Source organism: Bacillus yunxiaonensis (genome assembly GCF_037104695.1).
GTDB lineage: Bacteria > Bacillota > Bacilli > Bacillales > Bacillaceae_G > Bacillus_A > Bacillus_A yunxiaonensis.
In genome coordinates this window covers 99209-117140 of sequence record NZ_JBAWSV010000009.1, presented here as the reverse complement: position 1 = coordinate 117140, position 17932 = coordinate 99209, and the positions used below count along the sequence as shown (strand labels likewise).

The 17932-nt window shown below is 36.4% G+C and carries 16 protein-coding genes; all 16 read left to right on the top strand.

What is annotated here, in order from left to right:
* The first annotated feature begins 6 nt into the window (after nucleotides 1-6).
* The 16 genes from WAX78_RS21365 to WAX78_RS21290 all read left to right on the top strand — a co-directional run bounded on the left by WAX78_RS21365 (nucleotide 7) and on the right by WAX78_RS21290 (nucleotide 17910).
* Nucleotides 7-492 carry a helical membrane plugin domain-containing protein gene (locus tag WAX78_RS21365; RefSeq protein ID WP_336484055.1) on the top strand — a complete coding sequence of 162 codons (486 nt, stop codon included), beginning with the start codon at nucleotides 7-9 and terminating at the stop codon, nucleotides 490-492.
* A gap of 119 nt (nucleotides 493-611) precedes the next feature.
* Nucleotides 612-2951, top strand: a complete 2340-nt coding sequence (locus tag WAX78_RS21360; protein ID WP_336484053.1) for a xanthine dehydrogenase family protein molybdopterin-binding subunit — start codon at nucleotides 612-614, stop codon at nucleotides 2949-2951.
* Nucleotides 2948-3790 carry an FAD binding domain-containing protein gene (locus tag WAX78_RS21355; RefSeq protein ID WP_336484052.1) on the top strand — a complete coding sequence of 281 codons (843 nt, stop codon included), beginning with the start codon at nucleotides 2948-2950 and terminating at the stop codon, nucleotides 3788-3790. Before WAX78_RS21360 ends, WAX78_RS21355 begins: the two co-directional genes overlap by 4 nt.
* The gene (locus WAX78_RS21350; protein WP_336484050.1) at nucleotides 3787-4254 is read left to right on the top strand and encodes a (2Fe-2S)-binding protein; all 468 of its coding nucleotides are present in this window, start codon (nucleotides 3787-3789) and stop codon (nucleotides 4252-4254) included. The genes WAX78_RS21355 and WAX78_RS21350 overlap by 4 nt, the downstream gene beginning before the upstream one ends.
* Nucleotides 4254-5210 carry an XdhC family protein gene (locus WAX78_RS21345; protein ID WP_336484048.1) on the top strand — a complete coding sequence of 319 codons (957 nt, stop codon included), beginning with the start codon at nucleotides 4254-4256 and terminating at the stop codon, nucleotides 5208-5210. The genes WAX78_RS21350 and WAX78_RS21345 overlap by 1 nt, the downstream gene beginning before the upstream one ends.
* 1 nt (nucleotide 5211) lies before the next feature.
* Complete coding sequence (locus WAX78_RS21340; protein WP_336484046.1) at nucleotides 5212-5814, top strand: NTP transferase domain-containing protein; 603 nt, start codon at nucleotides 5212-5214, stop codon at nucleotides 5812-5814.
* Nucleotides 5815-6299: 485 nt separating this feature from the next.
* Entirely contained in the window at nucleotides 6300-7088 is a 789-nt protein-coding gene (locus WAX78_RS21335; protein ID WP_336484045.1) for a DeoR/GlpR family DNA-binding transcription regulator, read from the top strand.
* A 170-nt stretch (nucleotides 7089-7258) separates the two neighbouring features.
* Nucleotides 7259-8125: a carbohydrate ABC transporter permease gene (locus WAX78_RS21330; RefSeq protein WP_336484044.1), complete on the top strand. Its 867-nt coding sequence runs from the start codon at nucleotides 7259-7261 to the stop codon at nucleotides 8123-8125.
* 1 nt (nucleotide 8126) lies between these two features.
* Nucleotides 8127-8954, top strand: coding sequence for a carbohydrate ABC transporter permease (locus WAX78_RS21325; RefSeq protein ID WP_336484043.1), 828 nt, complete (start codon nucleotides 8127-8129; stop codon nucleotides 8952-8954).
* A 25-nt stretch (nucleotides 8955-8979) separates the two neighbouring features.
* Complete coding sequence (locus WAX78_RS21320) at nucleotides 8980-10341, top strand: ABC transporter substrate-binding protein (protein ID WP_336484042.1); 1362 nt, start codon at nucleotides 8980-8982, stop codon at nucleotides 10339-10341.
* 115 nt (nucleotides 10342-10456) lie between these two features.
* Nucleotides 10457-11875, top strand: coding sequence for a CehA/McbA family metallohydrolase (locus tag WAX78_RS21315; RefSeq protein ID WP_413789221.1), 1419 nt, complete (start codon nucleotides 10457-10459; stop codon nucleotides 11873-11875).
* Nucleotides 11868-12575, top strand: a complete 708-nt coding sequence (locus WAX78_RS21310; protein ID WP_336484040.1) for an HAD family hydrolase — start codon at nucleotides 11868-11870, stop codon at nucleotides 12573-12575. Before WAX78_RS21315 ends, WAX78_RS21310 begins: the two co-directional genes overlap by 8 nt.
* A gap of 67 nt (nucleotides 12576-12642) precedes the next feature.
* On the top strand, nucleotides 12643-13743 hold the full coding sequence (locus WAX78_RS21305) for an ABC transporter ATP-binding protein (RefSeq protein WP_336484039.1): 1101 nt from the start codon (nucleotides 12643-12645) through the stop codon (nucleotides 13741-13743).
* 781 nt (nucleotides 13744-14524) lie between these two features.
* Nucleotides 14525-15658, top strand: a complete 1134-nt coding sequence (gene ald / locus WAX78_RS21300; RefSeq protein ID WP_336484038.1) for an alanine dehydrogenase — start codon at nucleotides 14525-14527, stop codon at nucleotides 15656-15658.
* Between the two features lie 89 nt (nucleotides 15659-15747).
* Nucleotides 15748-17163: an amino acid permease gene (locus WAX78_RS21295; RefSeq protein ID WP_336484037.1), complete on the top strand. Its 1416-nt coding sequence runs from the start codon at nucleotides 15748-15750 to the stop codon at nucleotides 17161-17163.
* Nucleotides 17164-17349: 186 nt separating this feature from the next.
* A complete protein-coding gene (locus WAX78_RS21290; protein ID WP_336484036.1) occupies nucleotides 17350-17910 on the top strand; it encodes a class I SAM-dependent methyltransferase in 561 nt (186 codons plus the stop codon).
* The last annotated feature ends 22 nt before the right edge of the window (nucleotides 17911-17932 follow it).

The following is a 17932-nucleotide window of genomic DNA, read 5'->3' as shown; positions in this document are numbered from 1 at the left end:
AGCACTGTGGCAAAAGAAATTACGATGATTCAAAAAACGGTTGTAACAGAGGAACAAAAGAAGCAACAGGCTTCTGAGGAATTATTACAGCAATTAGGAGAGAATCAACAGGCAATTGAAGAAACGATTCATTTGTTAGCGCAGCTTCAAAAAGCAGGTATACTTGATGCTGCAGGGAGCTTGTTGGCAGCGAAAGAAGATGTTTCGAAAATTGCGATCGAACAACTAAACCGTGAACCAGTAAAAAATGCATTAAATAATATGATGGGTGCAGGAGAAGCGCTATCTTCAGTAGACCCAGAAGTGACCAAGCAAGTAACATCTAGTTTAGTTACAGGTTTACAATATGCAACAGATGAATTAAAAAAAGGCCAGAAAACAAGTGTGATGGACTTCTTTAAAGTATTACGAGATCCAGATATAAATCGAGCAATTACATTTGGATTTAATTTTTTGAAAGCATTTGGTCAAGAACTAGAAAAGAAGAACTAATAAGAAAAATAGGCTGCTAGCTAAATACTAGTAGCCTATTTTTTTGTATAGAGAGATCTGTACTAAATTGTTAGTAGTGTAAATAGGATGGTAGAAGAGTACAACAAAGGAGGCTCGGAATGGAACGGTATCGTATCATCGGGAAAAGTGTTAAGCGAAAAGAAAGTGCTGATAAGGTAACGGGAAGAGCAAAGTATATTAATGATGAAATAGAAGTTGGTACGCTATACGCAAAACTTCTTACGAGTACATATGCGCATGCTTACATTAAGAGTGTAGATATTCGTGAAGCGAAGAAAGTACAGGGCGTACATGCTGTGATAACAGGAGCAGATTATCCTATTCTTGTCGGTTCAAGTATCGTTGATCGTCCTCCGTTAGCCTTCGAGAAAGTACGATATTTTGGTGAACCAGTTGCGCTCGTTGTAGCGGATAATGAAGCAATTGCAAGAGAGGCAGCAACACGAATCCGTGTGATATATGAAGAACTTCCGGTTATTCATTCGCCTTTGCAAGCCTATAATGAATCAAACATATTAGTACATGAACATGTGGAACAATATGAATTAGAAGACAAAGTATACCCAAAGCCGCATACAAATATCGCAAATCGGACGAAAATCCGTAAAGGTGATATTCAAAAAGGATTTGCTAACAGTGATGCGATTGTTGAAGAAACATTTTCTTTTCGGCAATCCGATCATGCGGCAATGGAAACACGGTGTGCTAGGGTAGAAATTAAGCCGAATGGAGATGTTATTGTTCATTCTACTTCGCAGGCCCCTTTTGAAATAAAGAGGCAGTTAAGTAAATCGTTTCAAATTGATGAAGGGAAAGTCATTGTATATGTACCGTTAGTCGGAGGAGCATATGGTGGAAAAACAGCGGTACAACTTGAATATTTAGCATATCTTGCTTCGAAAGCAGTAGGGGGAAGACGAGTTACTCTTCGAAATAGTAGGGAAGAAGATTTTATAACGTCTCCTGTTCATATCGGTTTACAAGCAAAAGTAAAGCTTGGATGCACAAAAGATGGAAAGCTGCAAGCAGCCGAAATTTTGTATTTATTTGACGGCGGTGCTTATGCTGGTCGGGCAGTAAAAATGAGTCAGGCGGCTGGACTGGACTGCACAGGCCCATATGCTATCGAGAGTGTTTGGTGTGATTCGCTTGCTATGTATACAAACCATACATATGCAACGTCGTTTAGAGGTTTTGCGCATTCGGAGTATACGTTTGTAATGGAACGAACGATTGATATACTTGCTCAGAAGTTAGGGATGTGTCCGCTTAAATTTCGCTTGAAAAATGCGATTAAACCAGGAGATACAACACCGACACAAGTACCTGTCACATCAAGTAATACGGGAGACGTGACAGCATGCCTACAAAAATTAAAATCGCTTATAAATTGGGAAGAGGGAAATAAAGTTGTTCTATCTAATGGCATGGTACGTGCAAAAGGGATTAGCTGCTTCTGGAAAAATTCCACTACACCAAGTAATGCCGGAGCAGGTGCTGTGTTAACCTTTAACGGTGATGGCAGTGTCAATATTAATTGCGGTGCTGTTGAAATTGGGCAGGGAACAAAAACGGTGCTCACACAAATGGTTGCAGAGAAAATGAACATGAATACTGATGATGTACATGTAATGATGGAGGTTAATACACAAGTTTCTCCAAAACATTGGAAAACAGCAGCGAGTCGAACAACACTCCTTGTTGGAAATTCGGTTGTAATGGCTGCAGAAGATGCAATGAGGCAGTTGCGACAAACGGCTTCAAATTTACTTGGATACCCCGCAGAAGAATTAGAGATTGCAGGAAAACAAGTCTATGTCAAAATGAATCCGACTATGTATGTACCTTTTTCGAAAATTGTGTTTGGATATGTAGATTCAAATGGAAATGTAAAAGGAACTGAAGTGGTGGGGAGAGGTAGTTACGTATCTGAGGGACTTACAGAAATTGATTATGAGACAGGGAAAGGCAGACAAGGACCTGAATGGGGAGTAGGAGCGCAAGCGGTAGAAGTGGAGTTTAATCTTAAAGACTATACGTATCGACTATTGAATGCTGTAACAGTTGCAGATGCGGGAACAATTTTAAATAAAAAGGGAGCAGAGACACAAATTATGGGAGCCATGAGTATGGGATTAAGCTTTGCAACGCGAGAAACATTTCACTATGATGCAAAAGAAAGGAATTTGAATCATCAGTTTCGTTCTTATAAAGTAATCCATTACGGCCAACAGCCCAAATATATAGTGGATTTTGTAGAAGTACCGCACGAAGAAGCTGCATTTGGTTCTAGAGGACTTGGGGAGCATGGAATTATCGGCATGCCGGCAGCTTTAGCGAATAGTCTATCAATTGCGGCTGGTATTTCATTGCGAAACTTACCGCTTACTCCAGAATTAATTTGGAAAGAGACGCAAAAAAAGGATGGGATTGAATGATACCATTTGATTTTGAGTATTATCGTCCGAATTCTATTCAAGAAGCAATTCAGTTATTTCACCAGCTAGATAAAGAGGGAAAGAAGCCGCTCTACTATGGAGGCGGCACAGAAATTATTACGATGGGACGTTCGCAGCGGATTCGAACAAAAGCTGTTATTGATATAAAAGATATTCCGGAATGTAATGTTTGTGAATGGAAGGATGACAAGCTTTTCCTTGGTGCAACATTGACGATAACAAATGTTCAAGAAGCAAAAGTATTTCCACTCCTTGGTGAAACTGCTGGCCGAGCTGCAGATCGCACAGCAAGAAATAAAATTACGATTGGTGGAAATGTTGCGGGAAGGATTAGATATAAGGAGGCGGTGCTGCCTTTTTTACTAGCTGATAGTACATTTGTCATTGCAGGGATAGAGAGGATTCGGTATGTACCTGCTCATCAAGCTTTTGTGGAAAAACTACAGTTACAAAAGGGTGAGTTTCTTGTACAAATCATTACAGATCGGCGGTATGTGACAGCGCCGTATTATAGTGTGAAAAAACGCCAACTTGAAAAAATTGATTATCCCCTTGTGACAGTTGCGGCGATAAAATATGGCGACGAAATTCGGATGGCGTGCAGCGGCTTATGTGCTTTTCCATTTCGTTCATTTCGGATGGAAGTGGATTTAAATAATAAGCATATTCCATTTGAGAAAAGAATTGAACGGGCTCTAACTCATATTCCTGCTCCTGTGTTAGATGATATAAGAGGCTCGCGTGCTTATCGGACATTTGTATTTCAATATGTACTTCACGATATGCTGATCAAGCTTGAAGGGATGGAAGAATCATGAGAAACGTCCAACTTATTCTTCATATAAATGGAGAAAGACGAGAAGTAGTTGCGAGAATGGCTGATACGCTATTATATATATTGCGTCATGAACTTGATTTAACAGGAGCGAAGCCTGGCTGTGAAAATGGTGATTGTGGAGCTTGCACAGTTCTTGTTGATGGGACACCCATTAAGTCTTGTATTATGTTAGCTGTTGAAGCAGTTGGAAAGCAAATTATAACGATTGAGGGATTACAAGGGGCACCCATTCAACGAGCTTTTGAAGAGAAGTGGGCTTTCCAATGTGGTTACTGTACACCGGGATTCATTATGAATTGTCACGGGCTTGTTACACAAAGGCCTGATGCGGATGATCGAACGATTGAAGAATGGTTAAGTTCTAATATTTGCCGATGCACGAGTTATCAAGAAATTGAAGAAGCTGTAAAGTCTGTTTTACAAAAGCAGCGAGGGGATTCATAATGGCTTCCACATATGATGTATTAGAAGCGCTGTTATGTTGTGAAAAACGCTGTGCGTTAGCAACGATTATTCATGTTGAAGGATCGGCATATAGAAAAGAAGGAACGATGATGCTCTTTCGAGAAGATGGTACAAAAGTAGGAATGCTAAGCGCAGGTTGCATAGAAGAAGAGCTTTTCTACTATGCTGCAGCTGTTATAGAGCATAATACATGGGCTGTTCATACATTTAACACGAAAGCAGAAGATGATTTGTCTTGGGGAGTAGGATGTAATGGTGTCATTCATGTACTAGTAGAACATATAGATGATACCTATAAAGCGATTTTACAAGAGTTATATATTCACCTTACAAATGGTTCCTCCGCTTGGATGGTCAAAAACCTTTCCTTAGAGCAAACTGCACTTATATATAACGATGGTAATACGCGTGGTAATTGGGAAGGATCTATTCCGCAGGAAACTTACTTGAAAAATGGTTTACAAGATGAATATTATCGCCAACATTTTATACCAAAGCCCCGTCTTTTTATTTTTGGTGCAGGAGAAGATGCAAAGCCACTCGTTCGTTTTGCGAAGGAAACGAGCTTCTTTGTAACAGTTTGCGATTGGCGGGAGGCCTTATGTAATACTGATCAATTTCCACACGCTGATGCATGTGTAGTTGGTTTTCCAGTAGAAATGATACAAAAACTTTCATTACATCAAAGTGATTTTCTTGTAATTATGACGCATCACTTTGAAAAAGATCGACAATTACTATCTCTCTTATTAGAAAAAAATGTTCGCTATATAGGCATTTTAGGGCCGCGTCATCGTACAGAGCGCTTATTAGAAGGTAAACCAATCCCTCATCATCTCCATTTTCCTGTTGGCATTTCAATTGGTGCACAAGGTCCAAGTGAAATTTCCATTAGTATCATGGCTGAAATCATCGGGCAATTACGGGTGAAGTGAGATGAAGATCATTGGTGTATACTTGGCGGCTGGAAATAGCAGACGAATGGGACCTGGAATACATAAACTTTCTCTTCCTTTACATAATGAACCACTAGGTAATGCAGCCCTCAAAACCGCTTTGTCCTCAAATCTCTCCGATATTATTATTGTCACAAATGATGCGAGTTGGGTTTCACAATCATTACGATATGAGAACGTGCACATTCTTTCTTGTTCCCATTCTAGTCAAGGACAATCATATTCACTTCGCTGCGGTGTTAAGAAAGCAATGCATATGAAAGCAGATGGGATTGTTGTCTTACTTGCTGATCAACCCTTTATTAAAACAGAGCTAATTAATGAATTAATAGATTGTTATAAACAAAATGAAATGGTCTATTATGTAGCAGCAAAGTATCGTGGAATTGTAAGACCGCCTGTTTTGTTTGCCAAAAAAATATTTCCTTATTTGCAAACGTTAAAAGGTGATCAAGGAGCTCGTACTATTTTTCAAGAGTCATTTGTGAAGGGGATAACGATATCATATGAAGAAGCGGCCTTTTTTTATGATGTGAATAGCTGGAGTGATTATAAGAAACTAGTGCAGTGTTACGGAAAATAATATGTAGTTTTTTATTATATTTTTGAACATTTATAACTGAAAAGAATCTATATAAATCTGTTTTTATGTTTGGTCATATAAGTCGCTGCTATGCATCTTGCTCCCTTTGGCATGTGGTAGGAAAGGGCCCTGACTGCTCCTATGCACTGCCAGATGCCCTCGTCCTCCTATAAAAAAAGAAAGAGGTTTTTATATCGTTTTTTACTTATATACATATAGAAAACGGTCTTTTATCTCATAATTCTAGTAGTTCATTTATTGAATCATTTGTGTTATCCTTGTCCGTGTGAGGCTCCTTTTTATTAGAAAATTGGACAGGATTACCCAGCTTCATTTTAAGGGGTTTTTTGTTTATTACTTAAAAACACACATATATTAAAAAATTTAAATGGGTCTATATAGGCCATTCTAAAGGCATCATTCTAGTCTTTATAAGCATTTTTAGAAATATGTATATTTGTGTAATACAAAGAGGTGGTAATTGAATGAAATCCTATACACAATTTGAACGAAGAAAATACATACTTGATGAGTTAGAAAAATACAATCGGGTGATGGTAAATGATTTAGCTAAGGCGTTAAATGTTACCACAGAAACAATTCGAAGAGATTTAGATATGATGCATAAGGAAGGTAAGCTTACAAAAATACATGGTGGTGCAGTTAAGAAAAAAGATCATACCATTGAATTCTATTTTGATAAGCGTCGATATGAGAATATTGAAGAAAAACGAAAAATTGCTATGGAAGCAAGTAAATTAGTAGAAGATAATGATATTATTGCAATTGAAATTGGGACAACCACGATGCAAATTTTAGATTTTATACATGATAAAAAGAATTTGACGATTCTAACAAACTCGATACCAGCTGTTAATAAAGTTATCGAGCTGAAAGAGCAGTATCATTCATTTGATTGCAAATTAATAGTCTTTGGTGGAATGCTAAACTCAAATTCATTAGCATTGTCTGGAGAAATGATGTTAAATTATCTTGACCAATTTACTGTTAATAAATTATTTGCTTCATGTGATGGAATTTCTTTAGAAAAGGAACTGACGTGTTCGTATATTGAGGATGCGCAAGTTTTTCAGCAATTAAAGAAAAATGCAAAACAAGTTGTGATGATGATAGATGAGTCAAAGTTTAATTTAACAAAGTTTTATAAAAGCGGAAATTTTGAGGATATTGATGCGCTGTATACAAATGCTAAACTCGATGAAAAATGGCAAAACGCCTTATTAAATAAAGGTATTGAAGTAATAACAGTATAGAAAGAACGTAATAAAGTAGACTATTTCTTAATGAGAAATAGTCTTTTTTGTTATATTTTTTGTAAATGTTTTGTTTTGTTTTGTTATTATGTTGATTTTACAATTCGTTAACATAATAACAACATTGCATTAATAATGTGTCCGTACAATATGAATTAGGAGGTGCGAGAATGCAAATAAAATTATCAAAAGCTATGTTCTTTCTATTACCGGTTGGAATACCTCTAATATTGTTTTGGATCATTCCGAATTTCATTAGTTTGGGTATTAGTTTTACAGACTGGGATTTCATGACCAACGGTTTTAATTTTGTTGGCTTAGATAACTATTTAAATTTGTTCACGCAGGATTCTTTTATACAGGCATTGTTAAATACTCTTTATTTTGGAATTGGGACAGTCGTTCCAACGATTGTATTAGGTTTAGGTTTAGCATTATTCTTCCGAAAGAAGTTCAGAGGTTCTGCAATTTATCAATTAATGATTTTTTCACCTTGGGTAACGCCAACGGTAGCTGTATCCATTGTATGGTCACTTCTATATGAGCCTCAATTTGGAGCTATCAATAAGGTGCTAGAATTTTTCGGGATACCGGGTTTGGACTGGCTGAAGAGTAGTCATACAGCGATGCTAGCGGTCATTATTGTAACGGTATGGAAACTAGTTGGATGGACGATGCTTTTCTATATCGGTGCACTAGAGAAAGTACCAGATAGCTTGTATGAAGCTGCTAGTATTGATGGAGCAAATGCATGGCAGAAATTTCGATATGTAACACTACCGATGGTTTCACCAACAACATTCTTCTTAGTTGTTGTCAATATCATTACTTCGGTGCAGGCTTATGATCAAATTAAAATTTTAACACAAGGTGGACCGAGCGGTTCGACACGAACGTTACTTTATTTATTCTTCCAACAAGCGTTTGAACAGTTCGATATGGGGTCTGCAACGGCAATCGCATTTATTATATTAATCATTACAATTCTGCTATCCGTTATAAACAAGATAGTAGGTGACAAGTGGGTGAACTATTAAGATGAATGATACGAAAAAGAAGCCATTAATTTTAAAGCATATCTTTTTGATTTTATCAAGTATTGTGTTTGTCTTTCCATTCATATGGATGGTACTCGGTTCGTTTAAAACGTCCAGTGAAGTATTACAAGGAGGTTTTTGGCCTACGCAATTTCACTGGGAAAATTATCGTCAAGTATTAGACACTCTTCCATTTGGCACGTATATATTTAATAGTTTTTATACCTCTTTCCTTATCACGATATATGTACTTGTTTCGTCTGCACTCTTTGCTTATATGTTGGCATTTTATAAGTTCAAAGGGAAGAACTTGACATTTAGTGTTGTCATGGCAACGTACATGATTCCTGGAGCTGTATCTTATGTTCCGGTATATGTGATGTTAGGAAAAATGGGCTTACTTAATTCGCATTTTGGATACATGATTACTATGGCTGTTAGTGTATTCGGTATTTTCTATTTAAAACAATCATTCCACAAGGTTGGTTACGAAATAGTAGAAGCAGCCAAAATTGATGGAGCAAGTGATTGGCGTATTCTTTGGAAGATTATTTTTCCGATGACGAAATCATCATTTGTCACATTAGGATTAGTTACATTTATTGGGAATTATAACAATTATATTTGGCCAGCTCTTATATTGAATGATGGCCACAAAAAATTAATTACTAACGGAATTGCTGATTATTTCATTAATAGTTCTTTAGGCCGAGATTGGTCGCACATCATGGTTGCAAGTACAATCGCTACAGTGCCGCTCTTAATCGTATTTTTAGTTTTACAAAAATGGTTCCTCTCAGGCGTTACTGATTCAGGAATAAAAGGCTAACTAAACATTAAAGGAGACATTCGGGATGAGAAAATTATTAATGCTGTTAACAGTTTTGTCCTTATTTGTTGGTGCACTTGCAGGCTGTTCAGGTGGAACGGGAAGTACTGTCAAAGTAAGTAAAGAAGGAGATAAGATTGTTGTTCCGTTTATTAATGGTGTAGGTGGTTCACTTGCAGACAAAGTAGACAAGATTGTCGAGGAATACAATAAAAGTCAAAACAAATATGTAGTGAAAACAACAAAAGCAGGTAACTACGATGAGTCTTATCAAAAGCTTCAAAGTGGATTTGCAGCGAATAACCAAGAGGCAATTGCATTGTTAGGTTCAGACGTTGTGCAAGAATATGCGAAGAAAAAGTTAATTGTACCTTTAGATCAATATGTTAAAGATGATAAGCAATTTAACAAAGAAGATTACGGAAAAGGTTTTATGGATCAAGCGACAATTGATGGGAAATTATATGGAATTCCTTTTTACGGTACAACTCAAATCTTTTATTACAATAAAAAAGTGTTAGCGGAAAATGGCTTTACACCTGACGATTTAAAGACGTGGGAAGGTGTAGAAAAAGTAGCGCAAAAAGTAGCAAAACGTGACGCAAATGGAAATGTCACATACGCAGGCTGGATGCCAATGTGGGGTACGTCAAACTTAATTGACGCGGTGCGCAGTGCTGGAGGAAATGTATTAAGTGAAGATGGTAAAAAAGTATTAATCAACGATGACACTTGGGTTACGGTATGGGAAAAATTCCGTACATGGCTTCACCAAGATAAAATTATGAAGATTAATTCAGGTGGAACTGGATGGGAATATTGGGATAAAACAATCATTGATTTAGTTGAAGGTAGAACGTTAGGATTTACAGGCTCATCTGGTGACCAAGGATTTGTTTTTAAATCGTTAGGAAAAGGAATGACTGAGCAAGAACGTCTTGACACATTTGGAGCAGTACCACAACCAGCTTGGGGTAATAATAAACCAGCACCAAAATTAGAAAGTTATTTATTCACATTAACGAGAAATGTTGATCCAGAAGTAGCAAAAGGTGCATATGACTTTATGAAATTTGCTACAAGCACTGAGAAAACGGCTGAATGGTCAATGGCAACAGGCTATATTCCTGTTCGTAACCATGTAACAGATTATGCTCCTTATGCTGAATTTGTTAAAAAACAACCACAAGCATTAGTTCCATTAGAGCAAGCTAACAAATATGGAGTTGCGCCATTTGTGGATCCAACAGGCGGTAAAATCAATGACGCATTAAATGTAGCTAAGGATAAAGTAGAAATTGAAGGAGTCCCTGCAAAACAGGCATTAGATGAAGCAGCTAAGGTTGCGCAGGAAGAATTAGATAAAGTTCTGAAAAAGCAGAAATAAATTTTCCATGAATTAGTTTGTAGAGAAACGAGGGGTGCTTTTGAATCAAAGAGGTACCTCTCCTCTATCTTTTAGTAAGTAAAAATAAAAAAAGGGTGTGGGAATCATGATTGAAATGAAAGGTGCCATGACTCTTTCTCCATTCGTAAAAAATAAACATTGTTTCCAAATGGATTCAACTGACATTGTCAACTTTACATTAACTATCGATCAAGGGGTCGGCCGAAAAATTCCGCTTTTACTAATCTTGAGAGATCCTAATGGGTATGTACGTATACAGTATCAAACGCCAATTGTTGACGAAAAACTGGTTGTTGCAAACGATTCAAAGTTTTGCTCAGCTGGTTGCGTTGGAGGGGAAATACCATCTGGTAATTGGGAATTAGAAGTAGTATATACCCCTCATTGTGCAAATAAAGCACTAAAGTTTACCGGAAGAAAAATGGACTATAAGATAAACATCTTAGTGAATGACGAGTTAGAAAGAGAATATAATCGAGAGCATTTTTGCAAAGAAAATGTTTTTATTGATGAATACAATTTTGAAAAGGTAATGAATGAAGAGCATCGTTGGTACAAAGGAGATTTTCACGTCCACACAGATTTAACAGATGGCGAGATGGATGACGAGCTGGCAATGAGCGTATGTGAAAAACAAGAGTTAGATTTCTTATATGCAACGGAACACAATATCGTTATGCCATCTTATCAAAAAGGAAGCACATTGATCATACCATCGATGGAACTTACAACTCCTTACGGTCATTACAATGTGTTCGGGATGAAAGAATACGTGAACTTCACAGAGTATGTAGATGAATCGCTTAACGCTAAAAGCATGGATGAACTATTTTCTTTCATAAAAGAAAAAGGCTATTTAATTAGTGTGAATCACCCATTTATGAAACCTTGGACGAATCAAATTGATATTGATTTAGACAATATTCATACAATGGAAATCATGTGTGATCCAACTTATAGCAAAAGCAAACCGTCTACTTTAGAAGCTTTAAAGTTCTTCGATCAAATGTGGTTAAATGGTCTTAAAATTTGGGGGATTGGCGGAAGTGATTCTCATTTACATCCATCTAAAACATTCCCAGGATCTAAAGACCCATCGATTTATGGTGACCCAGGAACGTACGTATTATGTGATGGCTTATCTATGAAAAACTTAAAAGATTCTATTCAAAGAGGCAGAATTTACTTTTCTCGATTTAGAAAATTAGAGATAGATATTCAAAACGAAGGTAAAACCATTTATGTCGGTGACGAGGCGCAAGGAAATATTCGTTACAGCATTCATACAGATAAACCGTGCGAGTGGAGATTCATTGTGAATGGCCAAGTGATTGAAAAAGAATTTGGCAGTCAAGTAGCCTTTGACTTTTCTTTAAATGAAGGAGCATATGCTAGAGCTGAAGGTTGGGAAGATGATGAATTAGTAGCGTTTATAAATCCTATTCATAATAACGTTAAGCGCCAGAGCATTAAAACATGGTATGAAGTTTTAGGAGGACTAGAAGGTGAATAAAGGAATTATTTTTGATAAAGATGGAACACTCATACAGCTAGATTCTGTATGGTACAAAGTTGTTCATCGTGTGCTAGATGATATATTTCAAATGTATCCAAATGAAAAAAGTAAACGAAATGAATACCTTAAGATTATTGGTATGGGTGATAATGATTTTGAGAGTACGAGTTTACTAGCTTGTCAAACAAATTACTTTATTGCGGCTGCATGGTTTTCGTTATTAGAAAATCAAAATGTAGATAAAGAGAGTTTTATTGATCATGTATGTGCATTATTTAAAAAACATTCTACAGCAGATGATCTCGTATTTACAGAAGTGAAAGGTGCGAAAGAAACCTTAAAATATTTAAAAGATCATAAATATGTAATAGGGGTTGTTACAGCAGACGACGTTGATGCAGCTGTTCACTCACTTAAAATGACAGGATTATATGATTATGTAGACTTTTTAGGCGCAGATGATGGTGTTCATAAGACAAAGCCTGACAGTGATTTCTATTATATGTTCAAAGAGAAATTTTCACTGAATGAAGAAGATGTTTTAATGGTAGGCGATACACTAACAGACATTAAATTTGCAAGAAATAGCAATATTAAAGTAGTGGGCGTTTTATCGGGTGCAAGCAGTAAGGAAGATTTGGAAGGCGAAGCGGATTATATTTTAGACAGTATGAAGGATATTACAAAAATTTTATAAAACAACTGTGTGATCAATATTGTCAATACGGTAACTTTAAAAATAGTTAAAATTCTAGGAGGCAATTATGGCTCAGCTATCATTCAAAAATATTTATAAGAAATATGATCATGATGTGACAATCGTAAAAGATTTTAATCTAGAAGTGAATGATGGAGAATTTATCGTTTTGGTTGGACCTTCAGGATGCGGGAAATCGACGACATTACGTATGATTGCAGGACTTGAGGAGATTTCAGAGGGAGACTTTTATATTGATGGAGAGCGTGTAAATGATGTTACACCGAAAGATCGAGATATCGCAATGGTTTTTCAAAACTACGCTCTTTATCCACATATGACAGTTTATGATAACATGGCGTTCGGCTTAAAGTTGCGAAAATATAGTAAAGAGGAAATTGACCAACGTGTGAAACATGCAGCACAAATCCTTGGACTTGAGCAATATTTAGACCGAAAACCAAAAGCACTTTCAGGTGGACAACGTCAGCGTGTTGCATTAGGTCGAGCGATTGTTCGAAATGCAAAAGTTTTCTTAATGGATGAGCCATTATCAAACTTAGATGCGAAGCTGCGCGTTCAAATGCGTGCCGAGATTACAAAGTTACACCAACAGCTGCAAACAACAACTGTGTATGTTACACATGATCAAATAGAAGCGATGACAATGGCAACGCGCTTAGTTGTGCTAAAAGACGGTATCATTCAACAAGTTGGTACACCTAAAGAAGTTTATGAAAAACCAGAAAATGTATTTGTCGGAGGCTTTATCGGCTCTCCTGGAATGAACTTTTTCAAAGGAACATTAACAGAAAATGCTGTTATGATTGATAAATGGAAAATTGAAGTTCCAGAAGAGAAGATGAAAAGTTTACGAAACAAAGGGTATGTGAATAAAGAAATTATCATTGGTATACGTCCAGAAGATTTTTATTATGGAAAAGCACTTTTAGATTTACCTCATAACACAAAGATAACGGTAACGATTGATGTATCAGAATTAATGGGATCAGAAACATATCTTTATTCTAATATCAATGGTCAATCCTTCGTTGCACGTGTTAACTCCTCAGTTGATGTACATAGTCAATCTGAGATGGATCTAGCTTTGAATATGGACAAAGTTCATTATTTTGAATCTGAAACTGAAAAACGAATTGTGTTATAGATTATTCAACGAACAAGTCATTAATACTTCAACAGTATCATATTGATAAATTGTATCAGGCCTATCCCAAACTGGGGTAGGCCTTTGGTATTGATTACTTTCTTTAACTTTTAATAAAGTGAAACCTCCGTCAGTGAGTTTTTTTCATTCCCCACTTATTTATCCTCAGGTCATTTGCCAAAATTAGGTTGCAGCTGATACTATTTCGGAAAATGCAGCTGATGTAAGAAAAAATTATTCGAAATCGTATAGGAACTTATATATGATGTAACTTAACTATACTTGGCATTCTTTTAAAAACACAGATTGATGTAAAAACATACAAGGATAATGCTCGGCTTTGTAAGTAATCTTGTTCAATTAAACTTAATGAACATAGTATTTGATATAATTCCAAAAATTATATCAATAAAATAATATGTATATTATCTGAGGGTTTGTAAAGATGTTAACCAAGAATTTACAGGAACCGTTTATGAAGTTTTACCTATATAATCCAGGCTTAATCTTTCAATATTTGTACAAGATTTATCTATTTTAGAACATTTTCTGGAAATAATAAAAATAGAATGATAGAAAAAAGAGTGAGAGTATACATCCTTCTTAAATAAATATAGTTCCTTTTATTTACAATATTCAAAATATAAAAACTTTTACATTTTGAATATGTTAGCGTTTTCATAAATGAAAAGTTATGCTAGAATAAATTCATAAGTTATTAATTATTATAAAAAGAAAAAAGAATTCCTTTTTTCTGTTAATTATAAGGGGGCATTTCATTATGCGTATTGGGGTACCAGGAGAAATTAAAAACAACGAAAACCGTGTAGCTATGACACCAGCTGGTGTTGTACATTTAATTCGTAACAACCACGAAGTATTCATTCAAAAAGGTGCAGGATTAGGATCTGGTTTTACAGATGAGCAATATGTAGAAGCAGGAGCAAAAATCGTAGAAACAGCTGAAGAAGCTTGGTCTATGGAAATGGTAATGAAAGTTAAAGAGCCAATTGCGAGCGAATACAAATATTTCCGTGAAGGTTTAGTGTTATTCACTTACCTACACTTAGCTCCAGAACCAGAATTAACAAAAGCATTAATTGAAAATAAAGTAGTAGCAATTGCTTACGAAACAGTTCAATTAGAAAACCGTTCTTTACCATTATTAGCACCTATGAGTGAAGTTGCAGGTCGTATGGCAGCACAACTTGGTGCGCAGTTCCTTGAGAAAAACAAAGGCGGAAAAGGTATCTTACTTGCAGGTGTTCCAGGGGTAAAACGCGGTAAAGTAACAATTATCGGTGGTGGACAAGCTGGTACAAACGCAGCTAAAATTGCAGTTGGTCTAGGTGCTGAAGTAACAGTTATCGACTTAAGTGCAGAGCGTCTTCGTCAATTAGATGACATTTTCGGCAACCAAGTGGCAACTTTAATGTCTAATCCTTACAATATTGCACAAGCTGTAAAAGAGTCTGATCTTGTAATCGGTGCAGTATTAATTCCAGGAGCAAAAGCACCAAAACTTGTAACAGAAGAAATGATCAAGTCTATGGAGCCAGGTTCTGTTGTTGTTGATATCGCAATCGACCAAGGCGGTATTTTCGAAACAACTGACCGCATTACAACACATGACAACCCAACTTATGAAAAACACGGCGTAGTTCACTATGCAGTTGCAAACATGCCTGGTGCGGTTCCACGTACATCTACACTTGCATTAACAAACGTTACAGTACCATATGCAGTACAAATCGCAAACAAAGGCTACAAAAAAGCTTGCTTAGAAAACACTGCATTATTAAAAGGTATTAACGCATTAGAAGGCTATGTAACATTCGAAGCAGTTGCAGAAGCTCATGGTGTAGAATATAAAGCAGCAAAAGAATTATTAGAAGCAGAAGCAGTATCTTGCTAATTTAAATATCGAACAATATTTTCATACATCAGGATAAGAGCTAAGAGAAGTGCCTCTTAGCTCTTCTTAACTAGAAGGGGGCAAGAATTATGGCCAACTTATTCAAAAAGAAATCTGTGACGCAATTGTTAAGCCAAAGTCAAAGTAAGACTTTGACAAAAACATTAGGGGCATTTGACTTAACAATGTTAGGAATTGGAGCGATTATCGGTACAGGTGTTCTTGTATTGACTGGAATAGTAGCAGCAAGAGATGCTGGTCCAGCTGTTATTTTCTCATTTATGATTGCAGCAATTGTTTGCGGCTTTGCGGCATTATGTTATGCAGAGGTTGCGACAGCACTACCTGTATCAGGGAGTGTATATACGTACGCATATGCAACAATAGGGGAATTTGTTGCTCATTTAATGGGATGGACATTATTGTCAGTATATGTTCTAACAACAGCAGCGGTAGCTGGTGGTTGGACTGGTTATTTTAATAATTTAGTGAGTGGATTTGGATTAGAAATTCCGAAACAATTATTAACGATTCCAGCTCAGGGCGGAATTGTGAACCTTCCAGCGGTTGTAATTACGTTAGTATTAACATGGTTACTATCTCGTGGTACGAAAGAAAGTAAACGTGTTAATAATGCAATGGTATTAATTAAAATTAGTATTGTTGTATTGTTTATTGTGGTTGGTGTGTTCTATGTAAAACCAACAAACTGGACACCATTTGCACCTTATGGTTTAAGTGGGATTTTTGCTGGGGGAGCAGCAGTATTCTTTGCTTTCTTAGGATTTGATGCGTTAGCAACTTCAGCTGAAGAAGTAAAAAATCCACAGCGTGATTTACCGATTGGTATTATTGCATCACTTGCAATTTGTACAATTATTTATATTGCAGTTTGTCTTGTTATGACAGGAATGGTGTCATACAAAGAATTAAATGTACCAGAAGCGATGTCTTACGTATTAGAAGTTGTTGGACAGAATAAAGTAGCGGGTGTTATCTCAATTGGTGCAGTAATTGGTATCATGGCTGTAATTTTTGCTTACATTTATGCAACAACACGTGTATTCTTTGCAATGAGCCGTGACGGTTTACTTCCGAAATCATTTGCAAAAATTAATAAAAAAACAGAAGCACCGGTATTTTCAACATGGTTAACAGGTATCGGAAGTGCTTTAATTGCCGGATTTGTCGATTTAAAAGAATTGTCAAACTTAGCGAATATTGGAGCATTATTAACATTTGCGATGGTAGGTGTTTCTGTACTGATCCTTCGTAAAACACATCCAAAGTTACAACGTGGTTTTATGGTGCCGCTTGTACCAGTACTACCAATCATTTCGATTGCATGTTGTTTATTCTTAATGGTTAACTTACCATTGACAACATGGTTATACTTCGGTGCATGGCTTGCACTAGGAGTTATTGTATACTTCGTGTATTCTAAGAAACATAGCCATTTAAAAGAAGATGAGAGTTCGCAAGATCATTTAAAACAAGCAAATTAAAGGGAGAAAGCCTTGTGCGTTGGGGAGCGTGCAAGGCTTTTTATTTTATCCCGCATTAACGGGCAGTAAATCCTCCACCTCAAGATTCAAAGAGAAACTCACTTTTGGAAATACATGTTCCAGCAGGAAAAAAGAGTAATCTATGGAATTTTATATTTATTATATATAAAAATATGGGGTGGAATAATGTTTGTAAAAGAAGAATTAAAAGTTGTAGTTGGAGCAGAAGGATATAACAATAATCCAGGTTGGTTGCATACACAGGAAGCTGAACTGAATTTATTAAAAAGGACAGATTGGACGAAAAAATTTGCTCCGAACTCTATAGCAGCAATCTTGGCAGAGCATGTGTGGGAGCATTTAACATATGAAGAGGGAATAGAAGCTGCAAAAGTTTGTTATGAATTTTTACAGCCAGGCGGCTATATTCGCTGTGCAGTACCAGATGCGTTTTTTCCAGATGAAGATTATCAGGCTGGGGTACAAGTCGGGGGACCTGGGCCGCTAGATCATCCAGCTGCAAGTCATAAAATTGTTCATAATTATAAAACGATGACTTCGATGTTTGAAGAAGCTGGTTTTGAGGTAAAATTACTAGAGTATTGTGATGAAAACGGAGAGTTTCATTATAATGAATGGAATGAAAAAGCAGGCTTTATTTATCGGTCGAAACGCTTCGATCATCGCAACCAAGATGAGAAACTTGGTTTTGTCTCATTAATTGTAGATGCAATTAGGCCTAAATAAAAGAAAAAAGAACTGGTGAGCA

What these genes read in the sequence shown, in the direction of transcription:
- WAX78_RS21360 (WP_336484053.1), top strand. Translation starts at nt 612, where the DNA reads ATGGAACGGTATCGTATCATCGGGAAAAGTGTTAAGCGAAAAGAAAGT.
- WAX78_RS21355 (WP_336484052.1), top strand. Translation starts at nt 2,948, where the DNA reads ATGATACCATTTGATTTTGAGTATTATCGTCCGAATTCTATTCAAGAA.
- WAX78_RS21350 (WP_336484050.1), top strand. Translation starts at nt 3,787, where the DNA reads ATGAGAAACGTCCAACTTATTCTTCATATAAATGGAGAAAGACGAGAA.
- WAX78_RS21345 (WP_336484048.1), top strand. Translation starts at nt 4,254, where the DNA reads ATGGCTTCCACATATGATGTATTAGAAGCGCTGTTATGTTGTGAAAAA.
- WAX78_RS21340 (WP_336484046.1), top strand. Translation starts at nt 5,212, where the DNA reads ATGAAGATCATTGGTGTATACTTGGCGGCTGGAAATAGCAGACGAATG.
- WAX78_RS21335 (WP_336484045.1), top strand. Translation starts at nt 6,300, where the DNA reads ATGAAATCCTATACACAATTTGAACGAAGAAAATACATACTTGATGAG.
- WAX78_RS21330 (WP_336484044.1), top strand. Translation starts at nt 7,259, where the DNA reads ATGCAAATAAAATTATCAAAAGCTATGTTCTTTCTATTACCGGTTGGA.
- WAX78_RS21325 (WP_336484043.1), top strand. Translation starts at nt 8,127, where the DNA reads ATGAATGATACGAAAAAGAAGCCATTAATTTTAAAGCATATCTTTTTG.
- WAX78_RS21320 (WP_336484042.1), top strand. Translation starts at nt 8,980, where the DNA reads ATGAGAAAATTATTAATGCTGTTAACAGTTTTGTCCTTATTTGTTGGT.
- WAX78_RS21315 (WP_413789221.1), top strand. Translation starts at nt 10,457, where the DNA reads ATGAAAGGTGCCATGACTCTTTCTCCATTCGTAAAAAATAAACATTGT.
- WAX78_RS21305 (WP_336484039.1), top strand. Translation starts at nt 12,643, where the DNA reads ATGGCTCAGCTATCATTCAAAAATATTTATAAGAAATATGATCATGAT.
- ald (WP_336484038.1), top strand. Translation starts at nt 14,525, where the DNA reads ATGCGTATTGGGGTACCAGGAGAAATTAAAAACAACGAAAACCGTGTA.
- WAX78_RS21295 (WP_336484037.1), top strand. Translation starts at nt 15,748, where the DNA reads ATGGCCAACTTATTCAAAAAGAAATCTGTGACGCAATTGTTAAGCCAA.
- WAX78_RS21290 (WP_336484036.1), top strand. Translation starts at nt 17,350, where the DNA reads ATGTTTGTAAAAGAAGAATTAAAAGTTGTAGTTGGAGCAGAAGGATAT.